Annotated in this window: 19 protein-coding genes and 1 pseudogene; 8 read left to right on the top strand and 12 right to left on the bottom strand. The window is 62.2% G+C overall.

Annotation, left to right across the window (positions count from 1 at the left end; translation table 11 throughout):
• Nucleotides 1-144 precede the first annotated feature (144 nt).
• The 3 genes and pseudogenes from DLM46_RS10800 to DLM46_RS10795 form a co-directional block, all read right to left on the bottom strand.
• Complete coding sequence (locus tag DLM46_RS10800; protein ID WP_341868589.1) at nucleotides 145-1515, bottom strand: coiled-coil domain-containing protein; 1371 nt, start codon at nucleotides 1513-1515, stop codon at nucleotides 145-147.
• Between the two features lie 207 nt (nucleotides 1516-1722).
• Nucleotides 1723-1983, bottom strand: a pseudogene (locus tag DLM46_RS41115) (DNA-binding protein); the annotation flags it as partial.
• Between the two features lie 331 nt (nucleotides 1984-2314).
• A complete protein-coding gene (locus DLM46_RS10795) occupies nucleotides 2315-2557 on the bottom strand; it encodes a hypothetical protein (protein ID WP_115100757.1) in 243 nt (80 codons plus the stop codon).
• A 295-nt stretch (nucleotides 2558-2852) separates the two neighbouring features.
• Here DLM46_RS10795 and DLM46_RS10790 point away from each other — a divergent pair, with 295 nt between their 5' ends.
• Together DLM46_RS10790 and DLM46_RS10785 are read left to right on the top strand one after the other, a co-directional pair.
• Entirely contained in the window at nucleotides 2853-3671 is an 819-nt protein-coding gene (locus tag DLM46_RS10790) for a CHAD domain-containing protein (RefSeq protein ID WP_244306066.1), read from the top strand.
• Between the two features lie 145 nt (nucleotides 3672-3816).
• Nucleotides 3817-4383 carry a hypothetical protein gene (locus tag DLM46_RS10785; protein WP_115100755.1) on the top strand — a complete coding sequence of 189 codons (567 nt, stop codon included), beginning with the start codon at nucleotides 3817-3819 and terminating at the stop codon, nucleotides 4381-4383.
• Nucleotides 4384-4471: 88 nt separating this feature from the next.
• Here DLM46_RS10785 and DLM46_RS10780 read toward each other — a convergent pair whose 3' ends face one another.
• The 7 genes from DLM46_RS10780 to DLM46_RS10750 form a co-directional block, all read right to left on the bottom strand.
• Nucleotides 4472-4954 (bottom strand): NUDIX hydrolase, encoded by a 483-nt coding sequence (locus tag DLM46_RS10780; RefSeq protein WP_115100754.1) that lies wholly within the window; start codon nucleotides 4952-4954, stop codon nucleotides 4472-4474.
• Nucleotides 4955-5269: 315 nt separating this feature from the next.
• Nucleotides 5270-5809, bottom strand: a complete 540-nt coding sequence (locus DLM46_RS10775) for a carboxymuconolactone decarboxylase family protein (protein ID WP_115100753.1) — start codon at nucleotides 5807-5809, stop codon at nucleotides 5270-5272.
• A 61-nt stretch (nucleotides 5810-5870) separates the two neighbouring features.
• Nucleotides 5871-6428: an SDR family NAD(P)-dependent oxidoreductase gene (locus tag DLM46_RS10770; RefSeq protein WP_425273972.1), complete on the bottom strand. Its 558-nt coding sequence runs from the start codon at nucleotides 6426-6428 to the stop codon at nucleotides 5871-5873.
• 100 nt (nucleotides 6429-6528) lie between these two features.
• Entirely contained in the window at nucleotides 6529-7197 is a 669-nt protein-coding gene (locus tag DLM46_RS10765) for a DUF2894 domain-containing protein (RefSeq protein WP_115100752.1), read from the bottom strand.
• Nucleotides 7190-7837 (bottom strand): OmpA family protein, encoded by a 648-nt coding sequence (locus tag DLM46_RS10760; protein ID WP_115100751.1) that lies wholly within the window; start codon nucleotides 7835-7837, stop codon nucleotides 7190-7192. Before DLM46_RS10760 ends, DLM46_RS10765 begins: the two co-directional genes overlap by 8 nt.
• Complete coding sequence (locus tag DLM46_RS10755) at nucleotides 7834-10191, bottom strand: DUF802 domain-containing protein (RefSeq protein ID WP_115100750.1); 2358 nt, start codon at nucleotides 10189-10191, stop codon at nucleotides 7834-7836. The genes DLM46_RS10760 and DLM46_RS10755 overlap by 4 nt, the downstream gene beginning before the upstream one ends.
• A gap of 10 nt (nucleotides 10192-10201) precedes the next feature.
• Nucleotides 10202-10945: a DUF3348 domain-containing protein gene (locus tag DLM46_RS10750; RefSeq protein ID WP_115100749.1), complete on the bottom strand. Its 744-nt coding sequence runs from the start codon at nucleotides 10943-10945 to the stop codon at nucleotides 10202-10204.
• Between the two features lie 242 nt (nucleotides 10946-11187).
• Between DLM46_RS10750 and DLM46_RS10745 the strand changes: the two genes are divergently transcribed.
• The gene (locus DLM46_RS10745; protein WP_115100937.1) at nucleotides 11188-11901 is read left to right on the top strand and encodes a cytochrome c biogenesis CcdA family protein; all 714 of its coding nucleotides are present in this window, start codon (nucleotides 11188-11190) and stop codon (nucleotides 11899-11901) included.
• A 1-nt stretch (nucleotide 11902) separates the two neighbouring features.
• On the top strand, nucleotides 11903-12424 hold the full coding sequence (locus DLM46_RS10740) for a thioredoxin family protein (RefSeq protein WP_115100748.1): 522 nt from the start codon (nucleotides 11903-11905) through the stop codon (nucleotides 12422-12424).
• Nucleotides 12425-12654: 230 nt separating this feature from the next.
• Here DLM46_RS10740 and DLM46_RS10735 read toward each other — a convergent pair whose 3' ends face one another.
• Nucleotides 12655-13116: a MarR family winged helix-turn-helix transcriptional regulator gene (locus DLM46_RS10735; protein ID WP_115100936.1), complete on the bottom strand. Its 462-nt coding sequence runs from the start codon at nucleotides 13114-13116 to the stop codon at nucleotides 12655-12657.
• A 334-nt stretch (nucleotides 13117-13450) separates the two neighbouring features.
• Between DLM46_RS10735 and DLM46_RS10730 the strand changes: the two genes are divergently transcribed.
• Entirely contained in the window at nucleotides 13451-14161 is a 711-nt protein-coding gene (locus DLM46_RS10730) for an SDR family NAD(P)-dependent oxidoreductase (RefSeq protein ID WP_115100747.1), read from the top strand.
• A gap of 59 nt (nucleotides 14162-14220) precedes the next feature.
• Complete coding sequence (locus DLM46_RS10725; RefSeq protein ID WP_115100746.1) at nucleotides 14221-14457, top strand: tautomerase family protein; 237 nt, start codon at nucleotides 14221-14223, stop codon at nucleotides 14455-14457.
• 90 nt (nucleotides 14458-14547) lie between these two features.
• On the opposite strand, the gene DLM46_RS10720 is transcribed toward DLM46_RS10725, so the two are convergent.
• A complete protein-coding gene (locus DLM46_RS10720; protein ID WP_115100745.1) occupies nucleotides 14548-15648 on the bottom strand; it encodes an NAD(P)H-dependent flavin oxidoreductase in 1101 nt (366 codons plus the stop codon).
• Between the two features lie 230 nt (nucleotides 15649-15878).
• Between DLM46_RS10720 and DLM46_RS10715 the strand changes: the two genes are divergently transcribed.
• Both DLM46_RS10715 and DLM46_RS10710 read left to right on the top strand, forming a co-directional pair.
• The gene (locus tag DLM46_RS10715; RefSeq protein ID WP_115100744.1) at nucleotides 15879-16805 is read left to right on the top strand and encodes a LysR family transcriptional regulator; all 927 of its coding nucleotides are present in this window, start codon (nucleotides 15879-15881) and stop codon (nucleotides 16803-16805) included.
• Between the two features lie 307 nt (nucleotides 16806-17112).
• The gene (locus DLM46_RS10710; RefSeq protein WP_165847947.1) at nucleotides 17113-18375 is read left to right on the top strand and encodes an acyltransferase family protein; all 1263 of its coding nucleotides are present in this window, start codon (nucleotides 17113-17115) and stop codon (nucleotides 18373-18375) included.
• The last annotated feature ends 701 nt before the right edge of the window (nucleotides 18376-19076 follow it).

Raw genomic sequence — 19076 nt, 5'->3', positions numbered from 1 at the left:
AGCACTAACCGTTCAACGCAGCCAACGTGCTGCGTCAACAAGTGACCGAGCAGAGTGCGGGGCAACCGCTACCGAAGGCGGCCACTGCACCGCCTCCCCTCCCCGCAGTGGCGACGCTATCTCTCGAACCGGGACACACTTACATCAGCGCTCCACTTTCGACATAGCCGCCGTCGTCGGGTCATACCGATAACCCTTCTGCGAAAGCCGCTCGGCCATCGTCGCCCCGATAAGCTTTTGCTGTGCGTCCCGGGAAATCAACTCGCTATCTGGCTTGAGGCGCTCGAGTTCGGACGAGAGTTTCCGGATGAGCGCCACTTCCCCGGTGCTACGTGAGTCGATGAACAACAGCTTCTCGTTTGCTGAACCGAGTCGTTCCTTAAGGTCCTTGGCATGCGCGACCCACTGTTCAGCAATCGCGCGAAGCTCGTTAAAAGCCTTCTCATGCGCTTTGGCCTGAGCCGAAATCTGGCGCTGTAACTCGGCGACCTTTTCCGCCGACGCAGATTCGCCCGCTTGATTGGCAAGTTGAAGGCTGCGCCGCGCTTCTTCCGCGCGAGCCTTCTCGACTTCCGCGACGCGCAGCGCCAACGTTTCCGCACGCTGTTCGGCGGCATCTGCCCGCTCCTTCGCGGCAGACGCATCCTGCCAAACCTGGGCCAGCTCAGCGATCGCGGCCGTTTTCGCTGCGGTCATAGTACTGACCTGTTCTCTTGCCTCTTCAAGCTGACGGGCAACGCCTTGCAGTTCGTCGCGCTGATTCGACGCTTCCTCGCTCCGCGCTGCACTTGTCTGGCGCTCCGCCGCAAGCGCGGTGCGCGACTCATCGAGTTCAGCCTCCAGCGCAACGACCCGCGCGAGGCTCTCATCCACCTGCGCCGCGGCAGCTTCTGCGCGCGATGATGCCGCGCTGACCTCCTGCGTCCACCGTTGCGCTTCGGCCGAGTTCGCCTGCTCGACTTCTACGAGCCGCTGCTGCAACGTCGTCGCATGCTGTTCGGCGGCCTCGGCCCGCTCGCTCGCCACAGACGCATCGTGTGAAACCCGGGCCAGCTCAGCGCTCACCGCCGCGTTCGCCTCAGTCACAGCACCGAGCTGTTCCCGCGCCGCCCCAAGCTCCCGGCCGACGCGCTGCAATTCTTCAAACTGAATCGACGCTTCTTCGCTACGCGCTGCGCTTGTCTGGTGCTCTGCCGCGAGCGCGGTACGCGCCTCGTCCCGCTCAGCCTCCAGCGCAGCGACCCGCGCGAGGCTCTCGTTCGCCTGCGCCGTAGCGGCTTGCGCACGCGATGACGCCGCGCTAGCCTCCTGCAACGCTCTATCCGCTTCGGTCAACTTCGCCTGACACTCGTAGCCCAACGAGGCGATCTCCTTGCGCGCCTCATCGAGCTCCTGCTTCATCCGCGCGATCTCATCGTTTTGGCTCGAAACGGCAGCGGCCAGCTCTCCACGCGCCTTGCGCTCCTCGTCAAGTTCCGCCTTGGTGTGTTCCAGCGTGGCCTCTTCCACCGACACCCGCTGCGCCAGTTCCTCCGCTCGAGCCTCGGCCGCTTCGGCACGGCCGGTCGCCGAAGCGAGTTCCGCGGTGAGGCGCGTGGACGCATCCTCGGAAGCGCTCAGCGCATTCGTCAGAGCAATGTGCCGCTCACGCCCGGTCGCAACTTCTTCCGCCGTCTTCTGGTACTCGAGTAAAACCTCATCCCGTTCCGCACGGACAGCGTCGAGGTGCTGATTCACGACACTCAGTTGCTGACTGACCGCCCGGTCGGCTTCGCCTTGAGCGGCCATCCAGAGCCGGTCCGCTGCGCTCATCATGGTTTCGGCAATGTGCCCCGGCAACCCGGCCTGGACCTGCACGTGGGGCGTGAGCGGCAGCCGCGCTTCGCGCCAGCGTTGCAAGGCTGCCGCTATGGCAACGATCGAACCGCCAGGAATCTCCGGCCAGATGGTCACAGGAGAAACCTTCCGGCCTTCATCGACCATGCGATCCGCGATTCCCGCGACCATTTCATCCGTGATTGTGTCTGCGTTCGTGGACATAAGCGCCTCAAACCTCATTTTGATCTGGCGGAAAATTGAGTCCCGAATACGTTACTTCGTCCTGCGACACGCCCGATGAAAGGATCGCAAGGTAGCTCAGTGCGTTCGGTCTGGAAGCCGATAACTGCCATTGTTATCGACGATCGACATTATGACGGATGATGCCTGCCACCCTGATCGTGCGTGGCGCTCTCTGGTGATGGCCGCTACCCTGCGCACGACGTTGCTGGTTTCCGGACTTGAAGCAGCATTCGCCGGCGGGCCGAAAACTTCGCTAATCCGGGCCCTTCAATACCTCCTTGTACCAAGTCCGCATCTCCTGAAGCAAAGCGATGTATTCGGGCAGGGCATCCGTCGCCAGCATCGCGGCAGCGGCGGCCCGATTCACTTCATCCCACAGTGAGTCGAATTTCTCCAGCGCGAGCACGCGAGGCAACCGATGCGCCGTCATGGTTTTGAACGCAAGCCTGAGTTCGGCGGCACTCCGCTGACGCGAAGGTTCATTCGATGGGGACATTGAGGTCAATTGCGGAGCGGGTATGCATTCAATTGTATTGAAGCGAAATGGCGTTGTAGCATTGACATCTCAGCCTGACGATACGTAGTCCGGTTACGTTCCGCACACCGCCCACCTCACCTCGTTTTTCCGTCCAGATCGCGGAATCAGGGAGTTCGTGCCGATGAACTCCAAATCCAAGGCGCCTGAAGCAGCAGGCGCGCAAGAGCGGACTTCAACCGCCAGCAGCGGTCACATTCAGGTGATGGCGCGAGGAATGTCGCTTGCCGACGCTTTTTCGATTCTGGCGGCTCCGATGGTCGCGCAGGTGGCGCGGCAAGTGTGCGAGTGCAGGTTAAGTGCTGATCCGGAAAGTCTGCACAAGCTGCGGGTCGCGCTGCGCCGCCTTCGGTCGCTATGGTGGGCTTACGAAAAGCATCTGAACGTGCCGCAGGCGCGACTCCAACGTCGCGAATTCAAGTCTCTGGCTGATGCCGCGGGGCAAACGCGTGACTGGGATATTCTGAAACACCTGCTGACAGCGGACAAAGCGATGAAGCGTTCCTTCAAGACGCTCATCGAACGTGTCGATGTACAACGCAGCGACGCTCTTTTATGCAGTCGCAGAACAATAGAGGGCGCGGACGTCGGGCAAATGCTGGAGCAACGGGTAGCTGACGCGCTGCGGCAACTGAATGCTGATTCGGTCCACGAATCGCTTGAACTGTTCGCCAGCGAGCGCGTCGCGTCGGCCGAGAAAGCGCTGAAGAAGCGGGTCAATCGCGTCGTTACGCATCTGGACCCTGAGTATGCCGAGCTTCATGAGGTCCGCATCGCCGGGAAGAAGCTTCGCTACCTGCTGGAGTTCTTTTCGCCGCTTATCGACAGCCGCCAGGAAATGGGCGTCGACGACCTCGCGCAGTTGCAGGACGAACTGGGCAAACTCAACGATATTGTTTCGAGCGACGCGCTGCTTCGTGAGCATGCGGAGCAACTCGGGGAGCACGCGGCGGTAGAGAACGCCATCTCGTACCTGACCGTCCAAAAGGAGCATCACATGCAACGCGCATACGAAATGTTGCGCGCGGTCGGTGCGATGCGTGCTGAAAAGCGCCCTGACGCGTACACCGGTTAGCGATTACAGGATTTCTGTCTCTGCGCGTTTCTGCACTTCAGGGCGGCGCACCGGGTAACTATAGAAAGGCGGTGGAACCTGTCCGGCGGGATAATTTCAATAAACGGTATATACTGTTTATACAATTATCAACGTAGAGGTCCACATGACTGCTCCCATTACCCAGAAGCCCAGCAAGAAAGCATTCCACTTCCCGAAGAATTCAAATAGCGTTGTTTCAGGCGACGACCAAGCCCTTGCCCCTGCGGAGCAGCCGCTTGCGGAGCAGCCTGTCACTGCGGAGAAGTCCGCCTCTGCGAAGAAGCCCGCCTCTGCGAAAAAGCCTGCCTCGGCAGAGAAGCCTGCCTCTGCGAAGAAGCCCGCCGCTGCAAAAAAGCCCGCCACGACGAAAAAGTCCGCCACTTCCAAGAAGGCCGCGAAACCAAAAAGCCCGGTGGCTGCGGAGGCCGCACCGGCCAGCGCTCCCGCAGACGCAAAGGTGAAGCGCGCAAAGAAAGAGAAGGTCGTGCGCGACAGCTTCACGATGCCGAAATCCGATTACGACAAAATCGCGGCGCTGAAGCAGAAGTGTCTGGATGCCGGCGTTTCCGTCAAGAAGAGTGAGCTGTTGCGTGCAGGGCTGCTGATGCTGGAGTCCGCTGCGCCGAATCGACTCGTTGCCGCGGTGTCGTCATTGGAAGCAGTGAAAACGGGGCGACCGGCAAAGGGATAGAAGCTGCGCCGACGGCACGTGCGCGAAGGGCTGATTTTGCCCCCGCGCTAATCATCCGTTCCGAAGCGCGGGCGACTGCCTGGCGGTGTCAGCCTTCGGCGTTCGTGAAGCAAAGCTGGCCCTGATTGCTCCCTTCCTGTAGTGCGAGCCTGAGGTTTTGCACGAACGACTGTGCTCGCTCGCGGCGGTTTTGCAGCCGTAGCGGGCGGCGCGTATCCATGGCCAGCAAACTCACGATGCCCTTGGTGGACACACTGGTGGCGAGCTTCGGGACATCCGTCACCTTGGCCCACCAGCAATGGGCGATCTCGTTGCTGGGCACCGGGAATTGCCCCTGCGCAACCTCAGCCACAAAAACGTGATGGCGGGTATGCGCGCCGGCAAATTCGAACATGAATTTCAAGGCAGCCGCACGAAGGCAGGTTTCCTCGAACAACTCGCGCAACGCCGCATCTTCCAGCGTTTCGCCCACTTCCGGCCTGCCGCCCGGCAGCGACCATCTACTTTGTTCCCGGCCTACCAGCAGAACTCGCGTTCCTTGCCGGCACACGACCGTCGCGCGCTGTTTCATGAAGTCTCGTCCATTGCTGCCGGGCGTCGGGCGGTGATAGCTGTGGCGTCACGCCTCAATACGATCTCAGGCTCATCGGCGCGAGTGATGCTCGCTTCTGGTCCAGCCGCGCCGACCGTCCGGCTCGGCTAATTCGTCAAGCGATGTTGATTTTTTGGTGTGACAGGTTTGTGACGGCACGCAACGCGTGCCGATGAAAAACGGCTATTGCGGTGCAATAGCCGATCGGCGAACCATTCGTCGATTTTCAGTTGGCCGGACGAGCCTGACATCGTGCGCATAGCGTGACGTCCACGGCTCGCCCGGCGGCAACGATCAGGCAGGCAACTGCGGAGCAGCGGGGAAGTCGACCGGTACGCGTGTCGTCGCGTGCAGATAGTTCGTTACCGTCTTGTCGCCGATCCCGACGATCGCGTCGACCAGATTGGCCTTGGTCCAACCTGCTGCGAAGAAGACATCGACGAGCGCCTGATCGGCATGCCCGCGGTTGACCGCGATGTTTTTCACCAATCGTGCGAGCGCATCGAACTTCGCGTCGAAACTTGCCTTGCCGCTGCGGATTTCGAGAATCTGTTCGTCGGTGAAGCCGGTCATCTTGCCGATCACGGTGTGGGCAGCCAGACAGTATTCACAGCCGTTGACCTGGCTCACGACGAGGTTCACGATTTCGCGCGCCTTGCCGCTGATGCTGCTCTTCGCGTTCTGGAACGCGAGGTAGCTGCCTAGCGCATGCTCCGAATGCGCCAGCGTCGCGTATAGGTTGGGCACCGTGCCGAGGCTGCTCTTGAGCTTGTCGAAGATGGCCTGGTTAGCCGGGGAAACTTCGTCGCGCGTCGGGACATGGATGATGGTCATGGTGATGCTCCTGAGTAAAAAAGATGAAGCGATGGCTAAAGTGGGTGGGAACAAGCGCGTGTTATTGCGCCGTGTAGGCGCCGTCGACTGCGATGTTCTGTCCGGTGAGGTAGCGCGCCTTATCGCTCGCAAGGAAGACGATGGTCTGGGCGATCTCGTCCGGGGTCGCGGCGCGGCGCGCCGGTATCGTCGCGAGGAAACCTGCCTTGCCCTCTTCGCTGCCGCCGGCAAAGCGGTCGAGCATTTCGGTGGCGACAGGACCCGGCGCCACGGCGTTGACGCGCACGCCGGCAACAGCGCCTTCGAGCGCCGCGCTCTTCGTGAGGCCTTCGACCGCATGCTTGCTGGCCGCGTAGACCGACGCGCCCGCGATGCCGACCTGACCTGCGATCGACGAAAGGTTGATGATCGAGCCCGAGCCCTGGGCCAGCATCACGCGCATTTCGTGCTTGAGCGACAGCAGCGTGCCGAGCACGTTGACCGCGAACGTATCTTCGTAATTGGCAACCGATTGCTCGACGAGCGGCGACTCATCGCGGGCGACGTTCAGCAGCTCCTGCCGGATTGGGAACCGCCCGCCATCCCGATCCAGCTGGTGAGCCCTCGCGAACGCCGGCATTCGGCCAAGGTCAAGGCTTTCGTCGAACACGTCAGCCAGCAGATGACCCGTGGCTGAAATTGCGGTTGCGGGATTGCGTTTTCTTTTCGCGCTGTAGCCGCTAGCGTGCTTTGCCCCGGGCGCTCTTCCTGGCATTCCCGGCGCGAGGCGCATCTTTACCCGCCACGACACCGCCGCCGTTCATCTGCTCCATCCATGACAAGGCGTCGACATACGACAGAAACTGCTGGAGATACCCTGGCGACAGCTCGCGCATCAACGAGAGCGACCGATGCACGAGGCTGCTCGAGTTGAGCGGACCCGCATTCCCCGGCACCTGCTCCAGCGACTGCCGTAACTGCCGCTGGGTGCTGAGGCCGGACCAGATGTCTCTGAAGTAGTCGAGCACCTCCAGTTCCGGATAGGCGGGACGCCGCGGCGCGGCGTTAGCCGCAGCAGGGCCGCCGCCATCCATCGGCGCGTGGCCGGCGATGTGATCGATCAGTCCGGCAAGCGCTCCGCGGGCGGGCTCGCCAGGTGATGGGACGCCTGGTGATGGGACGCCGCAGGGCTCGCCAGGCTTGGGGCCGGCGCGCTCGAGATCGCCGGCATAGGCTGCGAGCAGCTTGGACAGCTTGTCGTCCAGGATGCGCCGCGCCTCGCCGCTGTGGCCGGCCGCCCGCCGATCCAGCGCCTCGATGAAATGAAAGCGGATGGGATCCAGGCGATCGGCGCCGTGCTCGCGCCAGGCGTCGAGCGTGGCTCGGGCGCGTGTCACGCCGCTAGTCATGGGACTTCACCGTTGCAGTCGACGGCCTCGGGACAGGCGCGATTTCCACTCGACGGTTCCTGGCCCGTCCGGCGTCGTCGGTATTCGAACTGACCGGCTGCCCGGAGCCGAACGCAGCCGCGAATACCGAAGCGGCAGGCACGCCTTCATCGATCAGCGCACGCGTCACCGTCAACGCGCGCTGCGCCGACAGCTCCCAGTTGTCGGCAAAGCGGCGGTTGCCGTCGCGCACCAGGCGGTCGTCGGTAAAGCCGCTCACCATCAGGATTTCGTCACGGGCCTTGAGATACCCGGCAAGAGGCCCGGCCAGGCTCTTCAGTACTTCGCGGCCTTCGGGCTGCAATTGATCGGAGTTCAGCGCGAACAGCACGCTGCCGCTGATGCCGATGCGCCCGTTGACCAGCGTCACCCGGCCCGCCGCCAGCGGCCCTGCCAGCGCCTGCTCCAGGCTCTTGCGGCGCTGCGTTTCCATCTGCCGCTGCTTGACCTCTTCATCCAGCCTCGTCGAGAGTTCCAGCTGCACGCCGATGATGCCCACCAGAATCAGCACGAAGGCGCCCAGCAGCACCGACATCAAGTCGCCGAACACGGCCCATATCGGCGCCGTCGTCTCCACACCGCCGTCGATTTCCTCGCTCATGCCGCTTCGGCTCCGGCAGACACCCGCTGGCCGGCGAGCTGTTGCAGGTCTTCGACGATCTGCTTTTGCGACCTCATGCTCAGGTCGACGACTTCCCTCGCCTGCGCCACGTAATAGGCGAGCTGTTCGTCGCTGCGCGCGAGGGACTTGTCCAGCGCGGCTTCGATACGTTGCAGGTGGGCCACCAGCTTGTCGTTCGACTCGCCGAACAACTGGACGGCCACGCCGAATGCTTCGCCGAGGCTCGCCACTTCGACGGCGCTGCCGGTGACCTGCGCGGCAACGGCGCCCAGCTTGCCGGTCTCGAGCTCGACCTTGTCGGTGAACTGGGTGCCGACACGCTCCAGCAGATTCGCCGACGTCGAGACCAGCGCATCCACGGCCGACCGCTGCTCGGTGGAGGCATGGTTCACGGCATCGAGCAGCGTTTCCAGCGTCGCCAGCAGCCGGCTGCGCTCTTCCAGCATCGCGGTGTCGCGAACCATGCTGTCGGAGAGCTTCTGACGCAGTTCGGCGACGACTTCGGCGGCCACCTTGGGCGCTTCCGAGGCGGCTTGCACGAGGCGGGAAATCTCCGCGATCGTGTCGCTCGTGTGCGCCTGCGTCTGAGCCGAGATGTCGCGCGCGGTCTGCTCCAGCGTGTCGCAGATTTGCTGCTGCCGGCGCGCGGCGTGCGCGTTCGTCTGTTCCCACTCCTTGCTCAGCGTCGCGGCCATCGAACCGAGCGCATCGGTCCAGGCCGAGAGGCGCTGCTGGTCGCGCGCCGCCAGTTCCGCCTGCAAGTTCGCCGCGGCTTTAGGCGCTTCGGCCGCTGCCTGCACGATCCGGTCGATCTCCGCGATCGTATTGCCGGCATGCGTCAGCGTCTGTGCCGAGACGTCGCGCGCGGTCTGCGCGAGCGTCTCGCAAATCTCCTGCTGCCGGCTCGCGGTACGCATGCCCGCCTGCTCCCACTCCTTGCCCAGCGTCGCGGCCATCGAGCCGAGCGTATCGGTCCAGGCCGCGAGACGCTGCTGGTCGCGCGCCGCCAGTTCCACCTGCAAGTCAGCATGCGATCGGCTCACGCCGCTTAGCAGCGACGCCGAATGCTGCTCGAAGGTCGCAGTGGCCGCCTCCAGGGCTCGCTGGTTGTCGCCCGCCAGTTTCTCGCCGACGCGCTCTTGCCGCGACAACGCCTCGTCCCACGCTTGCGCCACACTGCCGGCCGTGGCTTCCAGGCGCGCGGAGACGCCCTCCAGCAGGCCGGCCGAGCGTTGTTCGAAAGTCTCGTTGAATCGATCCAGCGAGGCACGCAGGTCTTGGGCAAGCAGTTCGCCCGATCGCTGGTGTTCGCCCAATGCCCGGTTCCAGATATCCGCCACGGTCGTCGTGGTCACCTCGAAACCGCTCGACAGCCCGTCCAGGTGACGCTGCACGGCGTGCGTGACGGTCTCATGCAACGAGGCCGACTCGCGCGCGAGACCCGCCATCGTGGCCTGCATGACCGGCTGCAACGCCGCGCCGGCGACGCGGGTGCTTTCGGCGACGCTCTCCTTCAACGACTGCTCCACGGAGGAAGCAAGGCGCGAATAGGCAGCCTCCGCCTTGCCGTGGAAGGCATCCTGGCTGGCGATCTGCCGCTCGTTCAAGGTGAGGCCCTGCTGCTCGATGGCCGCCATCATCGTCTGTAGGCGATCGACCAGCGTGGGCATCACCTCGGCCTGCCGCTGGAGGAGCTTGAAGGTTTCCTCGCGCTGATGGGTCTGCGAGTACATGCGCAAGGTCGTGGCGATCTTGACGTCGAGCAGTTGCGCCGCGTGGATCCGCTCGCGCCGGCACAACGCTGAAAGCAGCCCGAGCATGGCGGAGGTGGCCACGCCCGCAATCGAGGTGCCGAACGCAAATCCCAGCCCCTTGACCGGTGCGGCCAGCGAAGCGCGGATAGCCTGCAAGTCCGTCGCGCTTTCCAGCGCCATCCCGGTGCCCCTGAGGGTCGCCACCATGCCCAGCAGCGTGCCCAGCATGCCCAGCAACACCAGCAGGCCGACCAGATACGGCGTCAGCGCCGGCCCCGGCAAAGCCACGCGCTCACCCTCGATGCGCAGGCGCGCCGCATTGCGCAGGCTGGGATGCAAGCGATCGAGCCATGCGCCAAGGCTGGGCGGTGGCACGGACAGCTCCGTGACGGCGCTCGCCAGGGTGGAAGTCGCCTGGCTGTAGCGTCGCAGCTCGAGCGCGCCCGCCAGATAGCAAACGCCAACCAGCATCGTGACGGCCAGCGCGAGCGGATTCGAGCCGGCGTAGCCGGCGCCGATCCAGCACACAGCGGCCAGACCGACCAGAAAAACAACGAGATTGAAAAGATGTCTGGACATAGTGTCCCAGTTAGCTGGTGCGAAGGGCTGCAAGCAACCCTTCGACCGGTTGAAAACGAAGATCCAGTTCGGCGAGCAACACGCTCTGCATATCCTTGCGGAACACGTCCAGCCAGGCGCCTGGCGTGACCGCCGCGGCATCACCCGAAGCTTGAGCGTCGGCCGGCGTGTCCTGCCCGGCCTGGCGCAAACGCTCGAAGTGCGCGGCAAGGAGCCCCGGCACAGCGGCCAGCAGGTTCTGCTCGCGCGGACTCAGCGCTCGCTCCATGACGGCATCCATTACCGCGAGCCGTGTCATGGCGGGCGTCCTGGCGGCCAGTATTTGACGCAGACGGCCGCGCAGATTGCCGATACCCGTCTCCATCTCCTGCTGCAAGGAGAGATAGCGTTGACGAAAAACCGCGTAATCGACCGCTGCATCCGCGGGGGCGCCCTGGACGGGCGCTCGCGCCGGCCCGCGCCGCCTCGCGCCGGCGAACGCGCTGTCACCGGCGATGGCATGTGCCAACGAGGTGCGCACGCGGGCGCACTCGTTCTCTTCAGCGTTGCCGAAGGCGCGCGCGCCGGACGCTACGGCAGGCGGAGCGCCGTTGAGCGCGGAGGACAACGCAATGGCGTCGGTCCAGCCGAGCCATTGGCTCAGCCGGTCCGAGAGCGATTGCGTGGATTCGGGAACGTCGACGTCCGTCAGGCGAGCAAGTAAGCGAATAAGCGTCGGACCGCTGAAAGCTGTGCGCTGCGGGGCTTGCACCATACCACCAAATTCAAAAAAGTCAGCAGTTTACACGCCGCCGGGCTGAAGACCGCCGCTTCTTGATGAGTTGGACGGGTGAACGTGGATTTTCAGGCTGCTGGTGGCATAGCTCCCGGATTTGTATCGCAACGTATCCATGCGCCGGATAGACACAAAACATGGCGCATTCGAATCCCAGTAGACACACGCGAGATACATCCAGACGTTCCAATGCAGTCATGCCATTCACAGGAACGCCCATCGTGCACGACCTTATCGAAACACCGGTCTCGCTGCTCGCCGGACTGCTCACCATCGCATCGCCTTGTATTCTTCCCGTGATGCCGATTCTGCTCGGCACGTCGGTCGAGCGGCCGAATCGTCTGAGGCCGCTCTTCATCATGGCCGGTTTCATCCTCACGTTTGCCTCGTTTGCGATGATGCTGGGGGCCGTCTCGAGTGCGGTTCACGTCGCTCAACAGGCGCTGCGCGACACCGCCCTCGCGCTCCTCGCCCTGTTTGGTCTGCTGCGCCTGTGGCCGCGTCCTTATGAATGGCTGGCGGCGCATGTCATCGAACCTCTTTCCGAAAAACTGGCCGGCGCTACCGGTAGCCGACCCGGTGACAGCAACGCCGGGGGCTTCCTGCTCGGCATGTCGCTGGGTGCGGTCTGGACGCCCTGCGCGGGGCCCGTGCTCGCGTCGATCCTGGTTCTGGTCGTCAAGGCGCAGGATCTGAAATGGTCGGCGCTGCTGCTCACGTTGTATGCCATCGGTGCGGCCATTCCGATGCTCGCCGTTATCTACGGCGGACAGTACATGAGCCGTCACATCCGCCTGGTAGCGCGCCACGCACAACGTCTGCAACAGCTCTTCGGCGTGCTGGTCATCCTGACCGCGCTTGCGATCTATCTGCAATACGACGTCCTCGCCTATGCGTGGATTTCCGCTTTCTTCCCGTCACTGAAAGGACTCTGACATGCTCTCGCGACTCAAAACCTTCACCGCCGCTGCGCTGTTCGCCGCTATCGCCGCCACGAGCGGTGCAGCATCTGCCGCTACACCCACCGCACCGGAATTCACCGGCATCGAAAAGTGGCTCAACAGCCAGCCGCTGACCATGCAGCAGTTGCGGGGCAAAGTGGTACTGGTCGACTTCTGGACGTACACGTGCATCAACTGCATCCATACGTTGCCTTACGTCAAGAGCTGGCACCAGAAGTACAAGGATCAGGGACTGGCTGTGGTCGGCGTGCACACACCGGAGTACCCGTTCGAACGCGACACCGACAACGTCAAGACGGCAATCAAGCGCTTCGATATCCAGTTTCCTGTCGCCCAGGACAACCGTTATGCGACCTGGAACGCCTACGACAATCAGTACTGGCCGGCCTTCTATCTGATCGACAGGAAAGGACAGATCGTCTACAGCCACTTCGGCGAAGGCGATTACGCCCAGACCGAAGCAGAAATCCAGAAGCTGATCGCCCAGAAGGGATAACGCGTGTGGCCGGACGAAACATTGAATCCATCGGCGATGCTTTCGTTCGCGCCATGTTCAAATCCTGTTGCGACCTTTATATCGCACACGATTCTATCTCGCTCGACTTTAATATCCGGTTGACCAGATATCGTCAGATGCTGCCGATATCGACCGAGTGCCGCGATGAAGTCGATCGCAAGTCCATATGTAAGCGAACGGAATCCAGCGTGGCGCTCATGCGCGCACGCTCATTCCCGTTCGTGCACGGCCTTGACGAGATTGTCGCGAAGCGTGGCGACGGACTTCTGCACCTTGCGAAACTCCTGAGGCGTCAGCCCGCACGCTTCCACGAGATCGATGTCCAACGCTTTCTCGCGCAGACGGCGTCCGTTTTTTGTCAGACTGACGCGCACCTGACGCTCGTCGGCAGGATCACGCTGCCGTTGCAGATAGTCCATCGCTTCGAGCTTCTTGAGGATCGGCGTCAGTGTGTTCGATTCGAGAAACAGTTTTTCGCCCAGACCGCTGACCGTCTGGTCGTCCTGTTCCGATAACGCAACGATCGTGATGTATTGCGTATAGGTAAGCCCGAGCTCGTCGAGAATGGGCTTGTAGGCCTTACCGAAAGCGAGGTTGGCCGAATACACCGCAAAGCACAGGAAGTCGGTCAGCTGCACGTTTGCGTTTTCTTCCTTCTGGGTAGCTTTCATCTGCGTCCTCGTGAGCGCCAGGCGGATGCCTCGCCAACGTCGCATTATATATCGGATGCGATTTAATCGTAAATGCACGATATTTGCGCGAGATGCGCGGCCGCGCGACGGCGTCCGGCGAGGGGTGACGGGCACCTGCTTCGATCAGTGATGGTCGCGAGCGACCTGTTCTCCGGTTTGCTCCCCGATTTGCTGCCCGATTTGTTCCCAGCACGCACGACTGTTTGTCCATCGCGGGTATTCGAACTCCGGGTGAATACGCATAAATTGCTCTCCATCGGCACCGCCGGCACGGCCGGCACGGAAACCGAAACAACTTATCTGGAGAACAATCATGAGCACGTCACAAAAGGTCGTTGTCGTTACAGGTGCGTCGCAAGGCATTGGCGCAGAACTGGTCAAGGCGTTCCGCAGGCGCGATTACCGCGTTGTCGCAACGGCTCGAGGCATCAAGCCGTCGGACGATCCGAACATCGTGACGGTGGCAGGCGATATCGGCGATCCGTCTACCGCCCAGCGGGTGATCTCGGAAGCCGTAACACGCTTCGGCCGCATCGATACGCTGGTCAACAATGCCGGCATCTTCGTCGCGAAGCCTTTTACCAGCTACACGGCCGAAGACTACGCCGCGGTGATCAGCGTAAATCTCAACGGCTTCTTTCACATCACCCAGCTTGCGATTGCTGAAATGGTCAAGCATTCAGCCGGCCACGTGGTCAGCATCACCACCAGTCTCACCGACCACGCCATCGACGGCGTTCCCTCAGTACTGGCATCGCTGACCAAAGGCGGCCTGAACGCAGCCACGAAATCGCTCGCGATCGAGTATGCGAAGCGCGGTATCCGCGCGAACGCGGTGTCGCCCGGCGTGATCAAGTCGCCGATGCACGCGCCCGAAACACACGAGGCGCTCGGCGCGCTGCATCCTGTTGGCCACATGGGCGAGATGAGCGATATCGTGGAAGCCGTGCTGTTCCTCGACTCGGCACCGTTCGTCACGGGCGAGATCCTCCACGTCGACGGCGGCCAGAGCGCCGGTCACTAAGCGTCGGGGCGCCGCTTGCCGGCGCCTCGCCATTGCCAATCACTGTCAAGGAAAGCGACATGCCTATTGTCACGATCAAGGTGACCCGCGAGGGCACCAAGCCCGGCACGACGGCGGTTACCGCGGAAGAAAAGGCCCAACTGATCAAGGGCGTCAGTCACCTGCTGCTGGACGTGCTGAACAAGCCGCTCGAATCGACTTTCGTCGTCATCGACGAGGTCGAAACGGAAAACTGGGGCTGGGGCGGTCTACCCGCGCTCGAATATCGCAAGCAGCGCGCACTCAAACCAGGCTGACCGCGCGATCGTGCCGGACGCGTTGCGGCATCAGCGCCGCGCGACAAGCTCCGCCACAGCAGGCGGAGCCCTACGCATGCAACGAATTCATCAGCCGCCGAATAGCTGCAGTTGCCGGACGCTCGCCTTCAGTTCGTGTTCCAGCTGGGCGAACAGTTCGGCCGCAGGCAATGCCTTTGCGAGAGCCGCGGCCTGCCCGGCCCATTGCGCGCCGTAGCCGAACTCCCCTTTCGCTTTGGCAGCGGCATGGAGTGCTTTTCCCGCGTCGTACGCAATCGGATAGGCAGGCACCGCCGGCGCCTTCGAGTCGGCGCCCAGCTCCGTGAACCGGTTCACCATGCTTCTCGCCACCCGTCCTGAGATGGCCGCGGTAAAGGTCGTGTGCATCGCCGGGTCGCCAAGGATTGCCCGACGATAGCCTTCGTCGATGGATGTTTCCGTACACGCAACAAAGGCAGTGCCCAGTTGAGCAGCCTGAGCACCGAGCGCGAGTGCCGCGGCAATTCCAGCCCCATCCATGATGCCCCCAGCGGCGATTACCGGCAGATCGAATCGTCTGACCAGCAGGCGCGTCAACGCGAACGTGCCCAGCCGCTCGTCCGGCGCATCCGGGTCGAACACGCCGCGATGCCCGCCCGCCTCGATGCCTTGCGCGACGATCGCGTCGACGCCGGCTGCAGCAACCTGCTCCGCTTCGTCGATGCTGGTTGCCGAAGCCAATAGCCTGATTCCCGCATTCTTCAGATCGGCGATGACCTCGGCTGACGGCAAGCCGAAGTGAAAACTGACGATCGCCGGCTTCTCTTCGAGGAAGACCTCGAGCATCGCCGTGTCTTCGAGGAAGCTCGTGTAGATCTCCGACAACGACACCGGCGGCGTTGCCCCATATTGTTCGAACCGGGGCGCAAGCCAGTTCAGCCATTGCCGCTCGACCGCCTCGTCCGCCAATGCCGGCCGATGACAGAACACGTTGATGTTGAAGGGCTTCGCGCTCAGCGCCCGGGTTTCCCTGATGACCTTGCGCGCGCCTTCCGCACTCATCGCTCCGACGCCTAGCGAACCCAGGCCGCCCGCATTGGAGACCGCGGCAGCCAGCGCAGGCGTGCTGACACCCGCCATGGGCGCCTGAATGATCGGTTTCTCGATACCCAGCAAACGCAGCAAGGCTCGATGGTCTGTCTGATTAGTCATCTCGCTTCCTCTTCAATTCGGGGGTGTTGTCACGTCTATCGAGAGGTCGTGCCGGCAGCATGATGCACTGCACACGCGCTTCGCCTCGCGCGGCTCCCGACGAACGGCGGTTGTGCTACGCTGCGCGCTGAACCGCGCAACCTGCACTGCCTGTGCATGCACCGGGCGGTCATTTCCGGCGCCCTCGCAGCGCGCACAAAGAACACAGACCGGCAAGCCATCCAGAGACAATGCAGAGGCAATTTGAGGATCTCCTCCTGGGCAGCATCGAGCTGTTCTGCCTCGCCGCCGAGGCCGAGAGTTTCACGGTTGCTGCGACCGCCGCGAGCGTCATGCCTGCCGCGGTCAGCCGCGCGGTCGCGCGTCTCGAGAAGCGCCTCGGTATCCGGCTGTTCGTTCGCACCACCAGACAGATCCGGCTGACGGACGAAGGCCGGCGCTACTTCGAACAATGCCGGCTGGCGCTCAATCAGCTTGCCGAAGCAGAGCGTGAAGCGACCGGCCAGCAGACGACGCCCGCAGGCGTGCTGCGCATCAGCATGCCCACGCCGTATGCGCACTACCGCATTCTGCCGCTGCTTGGCGAGTTCCGCGAGCGTTATCCCGGCGTCACCATCGACGTACATCTGAGCAACCGCAACATCGACTTTGCCGATGAAGGCTTCGACCTTGCGATTCGAGGACGGGCACCACAAGACTCCAGTCTGATCGCGCGAAATCTCGAGGATGCCGAGTTGGTCGTCGTGGCGTCGCCGTCCTATCTGCGTAAGGCCCGACAGCCAGGCACACCCGATGACCTCGACAGCCACGATTGCATCCAGTACGAGTTGCCGAGTACCGGCCGCAGCCTGCCCTGGCTCTTCAAGCGCGATGGCGAACTGGTCGAGGTCGTCACGCGCGGGGCCTACCGCTCATCCGGCGACGTGCTGGCCGGCGTGACGCTGGCCCGCCATGGAGCCGGCATTTTTCAGACCTATCGGTTCGTCGTCGAGAAAGACCTCGAGCAGGGCACACTCAAAGAACTGCTTATTCCCTATGGCGGTTGTTCACGGCCTTTTGTGCTGCTCTACCCGCATAGCCGTCACCTGTCGTCGCGCGTACGCAGCTTTCTCGACTTCCTGATCGAAAAATTGAGGCCTTCGCAGGTCGGGGACTAGCGCGTCCGGCCTCCAGAATTCCGGGCGTTTGGGGAACCACCCCCATTGACGACCCATACTCGGGTCTATAAAACGGAAACGGAGACAACGAGGGGACAACTGAGCCTCCCGACCACGTTCCACACGAAAGAACGCGGCTCTCTTTGCGTACCCAGGAAGGAAGCCTGCACACAGCGCCGCCAAGGCGCTGCCCTACTGCATGCGAGTGAAGCCGGTGAACGCGGTCATGGCGGGCAGACGATCGCTGCTTCGGTCAAGCACCGCTCTCGCTTGGCCCGTTCCACGAGACCTGAGACCGGAGATGTCCATGATCGGTTATTCCTCCGCCTTGCCGAGCATCCTCTTGCTGGCGACCACCTTCGGGATTTTCCAGCTATGGCAAGGACGGTCGAACGCCGCGTCGGCGAGTTCGCCACCTGCACGCAACGCCGCGATAAATGGAATGCGCGCCTTTCTTGCGATCAATGTCGCCGTCAGTCACTTGCTGCGCACCCACAAGGCCATCGAGACGGGCGAATGGGAAGGCATGATCGGCTATTTCGAGTCCTTTCCACTGTTTTTTATGATCACGGGGTTCGTCTTCTGGGAAAAGATCCTTCAGGCCGGCATCAAGACGGATTGGTTGCGGTTGTATATAGCGCGTCTGTTTCGCATTGGTCCGATGTATTTGTTCGTTGTCGGCATCATGCTGCTTGTCGTCTTTGCGCGCACCGGCTTCGTACTGCGCGAGCCGGCAGGCAGCGTCGCCTACCAGGTGCTGAGCTGGCTCGCCGTGGGCATCGTCGACGTGCCGCATACCGTGAACGGCCACCCGAGGGCTGATCTGATTCTGGCCGGCGTAACGTGGACATTGCGTTGGGAGTGGCTCTTCTACGCGTGCCTGCCGGTGCTGGCCCTGCTATCCGGAAAGAAGACCCGCGTGCTCTTCCCGTTGCTGGCCCTGACCGTCTGCCTGCTGGTTGCGGGGCTGACGAGCCACAAGACGATGCCCATGTTCGCCTCGCTGTACCTTGTCGGGATGAGCGCTGCGTCGCTTCATCATGCGAGCCGCCGGATTCATCTCGACAACCGCATGGCGTCGTCTGCCGCTTTGTTGCTGCTTGCCGCGATGTTTGCTGCGCCACAGGCATTCGAGACACTGTCTCCGATGTCTGTCGCGTACTATGCGCTCCTCTTCTATCTGATCAGCTCCGGCGCTACCGTATTCGGCCTACTGACGAGCCGGTCCGTGCAGATGCTGGGACAAGCGAGCTATAGCATCTACCTTGCCCAAGGGCTGTTCCTCACGCTGTTCTTTTCCATCCCCGCCATCCGCTCGTTTGCATTCACCAGCATGCAGGCATTCTGGCTTGTCGGTCTTGCCTATCTCGTTCTGCTCTGTGCAAGCGCAGCGCTTACGTATCGATTCATCGAATCGCCATGCATCTCGTTCGGCAAGACGCTGAGCACCTCGGTGCACCTGCCGGGGCGGCCGCATCAGCGGGAGATCGACCGCGATGCGTCGCCGCGCCGCGACGAGTTGCACGGCGAGCACGATGGACTCTCGCGGGCGGCCGGTTCGGAAAGTTGACGCGCGCCTCGAGCGCCGCCCTCTCGCACCGCTAGCGCAAGTTCGAGTCGCTGCCGTTCGCCGGGGAATTCTTTATCCTCGTGCGCCTTATTCGCTGACTTCCGCGAGCCTATTCCTCAGGCTCGTTCATTCCAGGAACATTTCCCGGTAAATAAATCCTGATTTTTTTATAAGGATTTCCTTGCTTCTTCATAGACCATTGCTGAAATTTGATTGATATCCGGCGACTTGCCTCAAGCCAATGAATTAGCATCGGCTTGCGCTCTTCAGAATGACCGGTCGTGGCCGTATACCATGGAGGAGCGCGGATCATCGGCAGGCGCCGCCAGCCGCGCTCGTCACGGCTTTATTCCGGCGGCGCAGCGATGTCCTGGCTTAGTATCATCTATCGATATCGCTTGATTGGATGCGATATCGGCAGTCTTAAACGATCGAAAAGAATCAACCGGTATTCGCATTCAGATTCGACGTCGCAGCACAAAAGCGTATCGTGACAAACCATCCGGCAAAACAGAAAACATTACCGATTACTGAACGCGCGTATCAAAACCTGAGTGACACCATCAGGGTTCACTGAACTGCAACAGACAAACAGGTCGTGATGATTTCGTTCGCCGGTTGGTACAGGCGAGGAACATTGCGGCCGCGAGCGCAAACGTTTGCCAACTATCGGCGACGCCCGGAATCGCTTCGTGAATCGA

Origin of the sequence: Paraburkholderia lacunae (assembly GCF_003353175.1) — a bacterium.
GTDB lineage: Bacteria > Pseudomonadota > Gammaproteobacteria > Burkholderiales > Burkholderiaceae > Paraburkholderia > Paraburkholderia lacunae.
The sequence above is the reverse complement of the archived record's forward strand: the minus strand, read 5'-3'. Positions and strand labels throughout refer to the sequence as shown.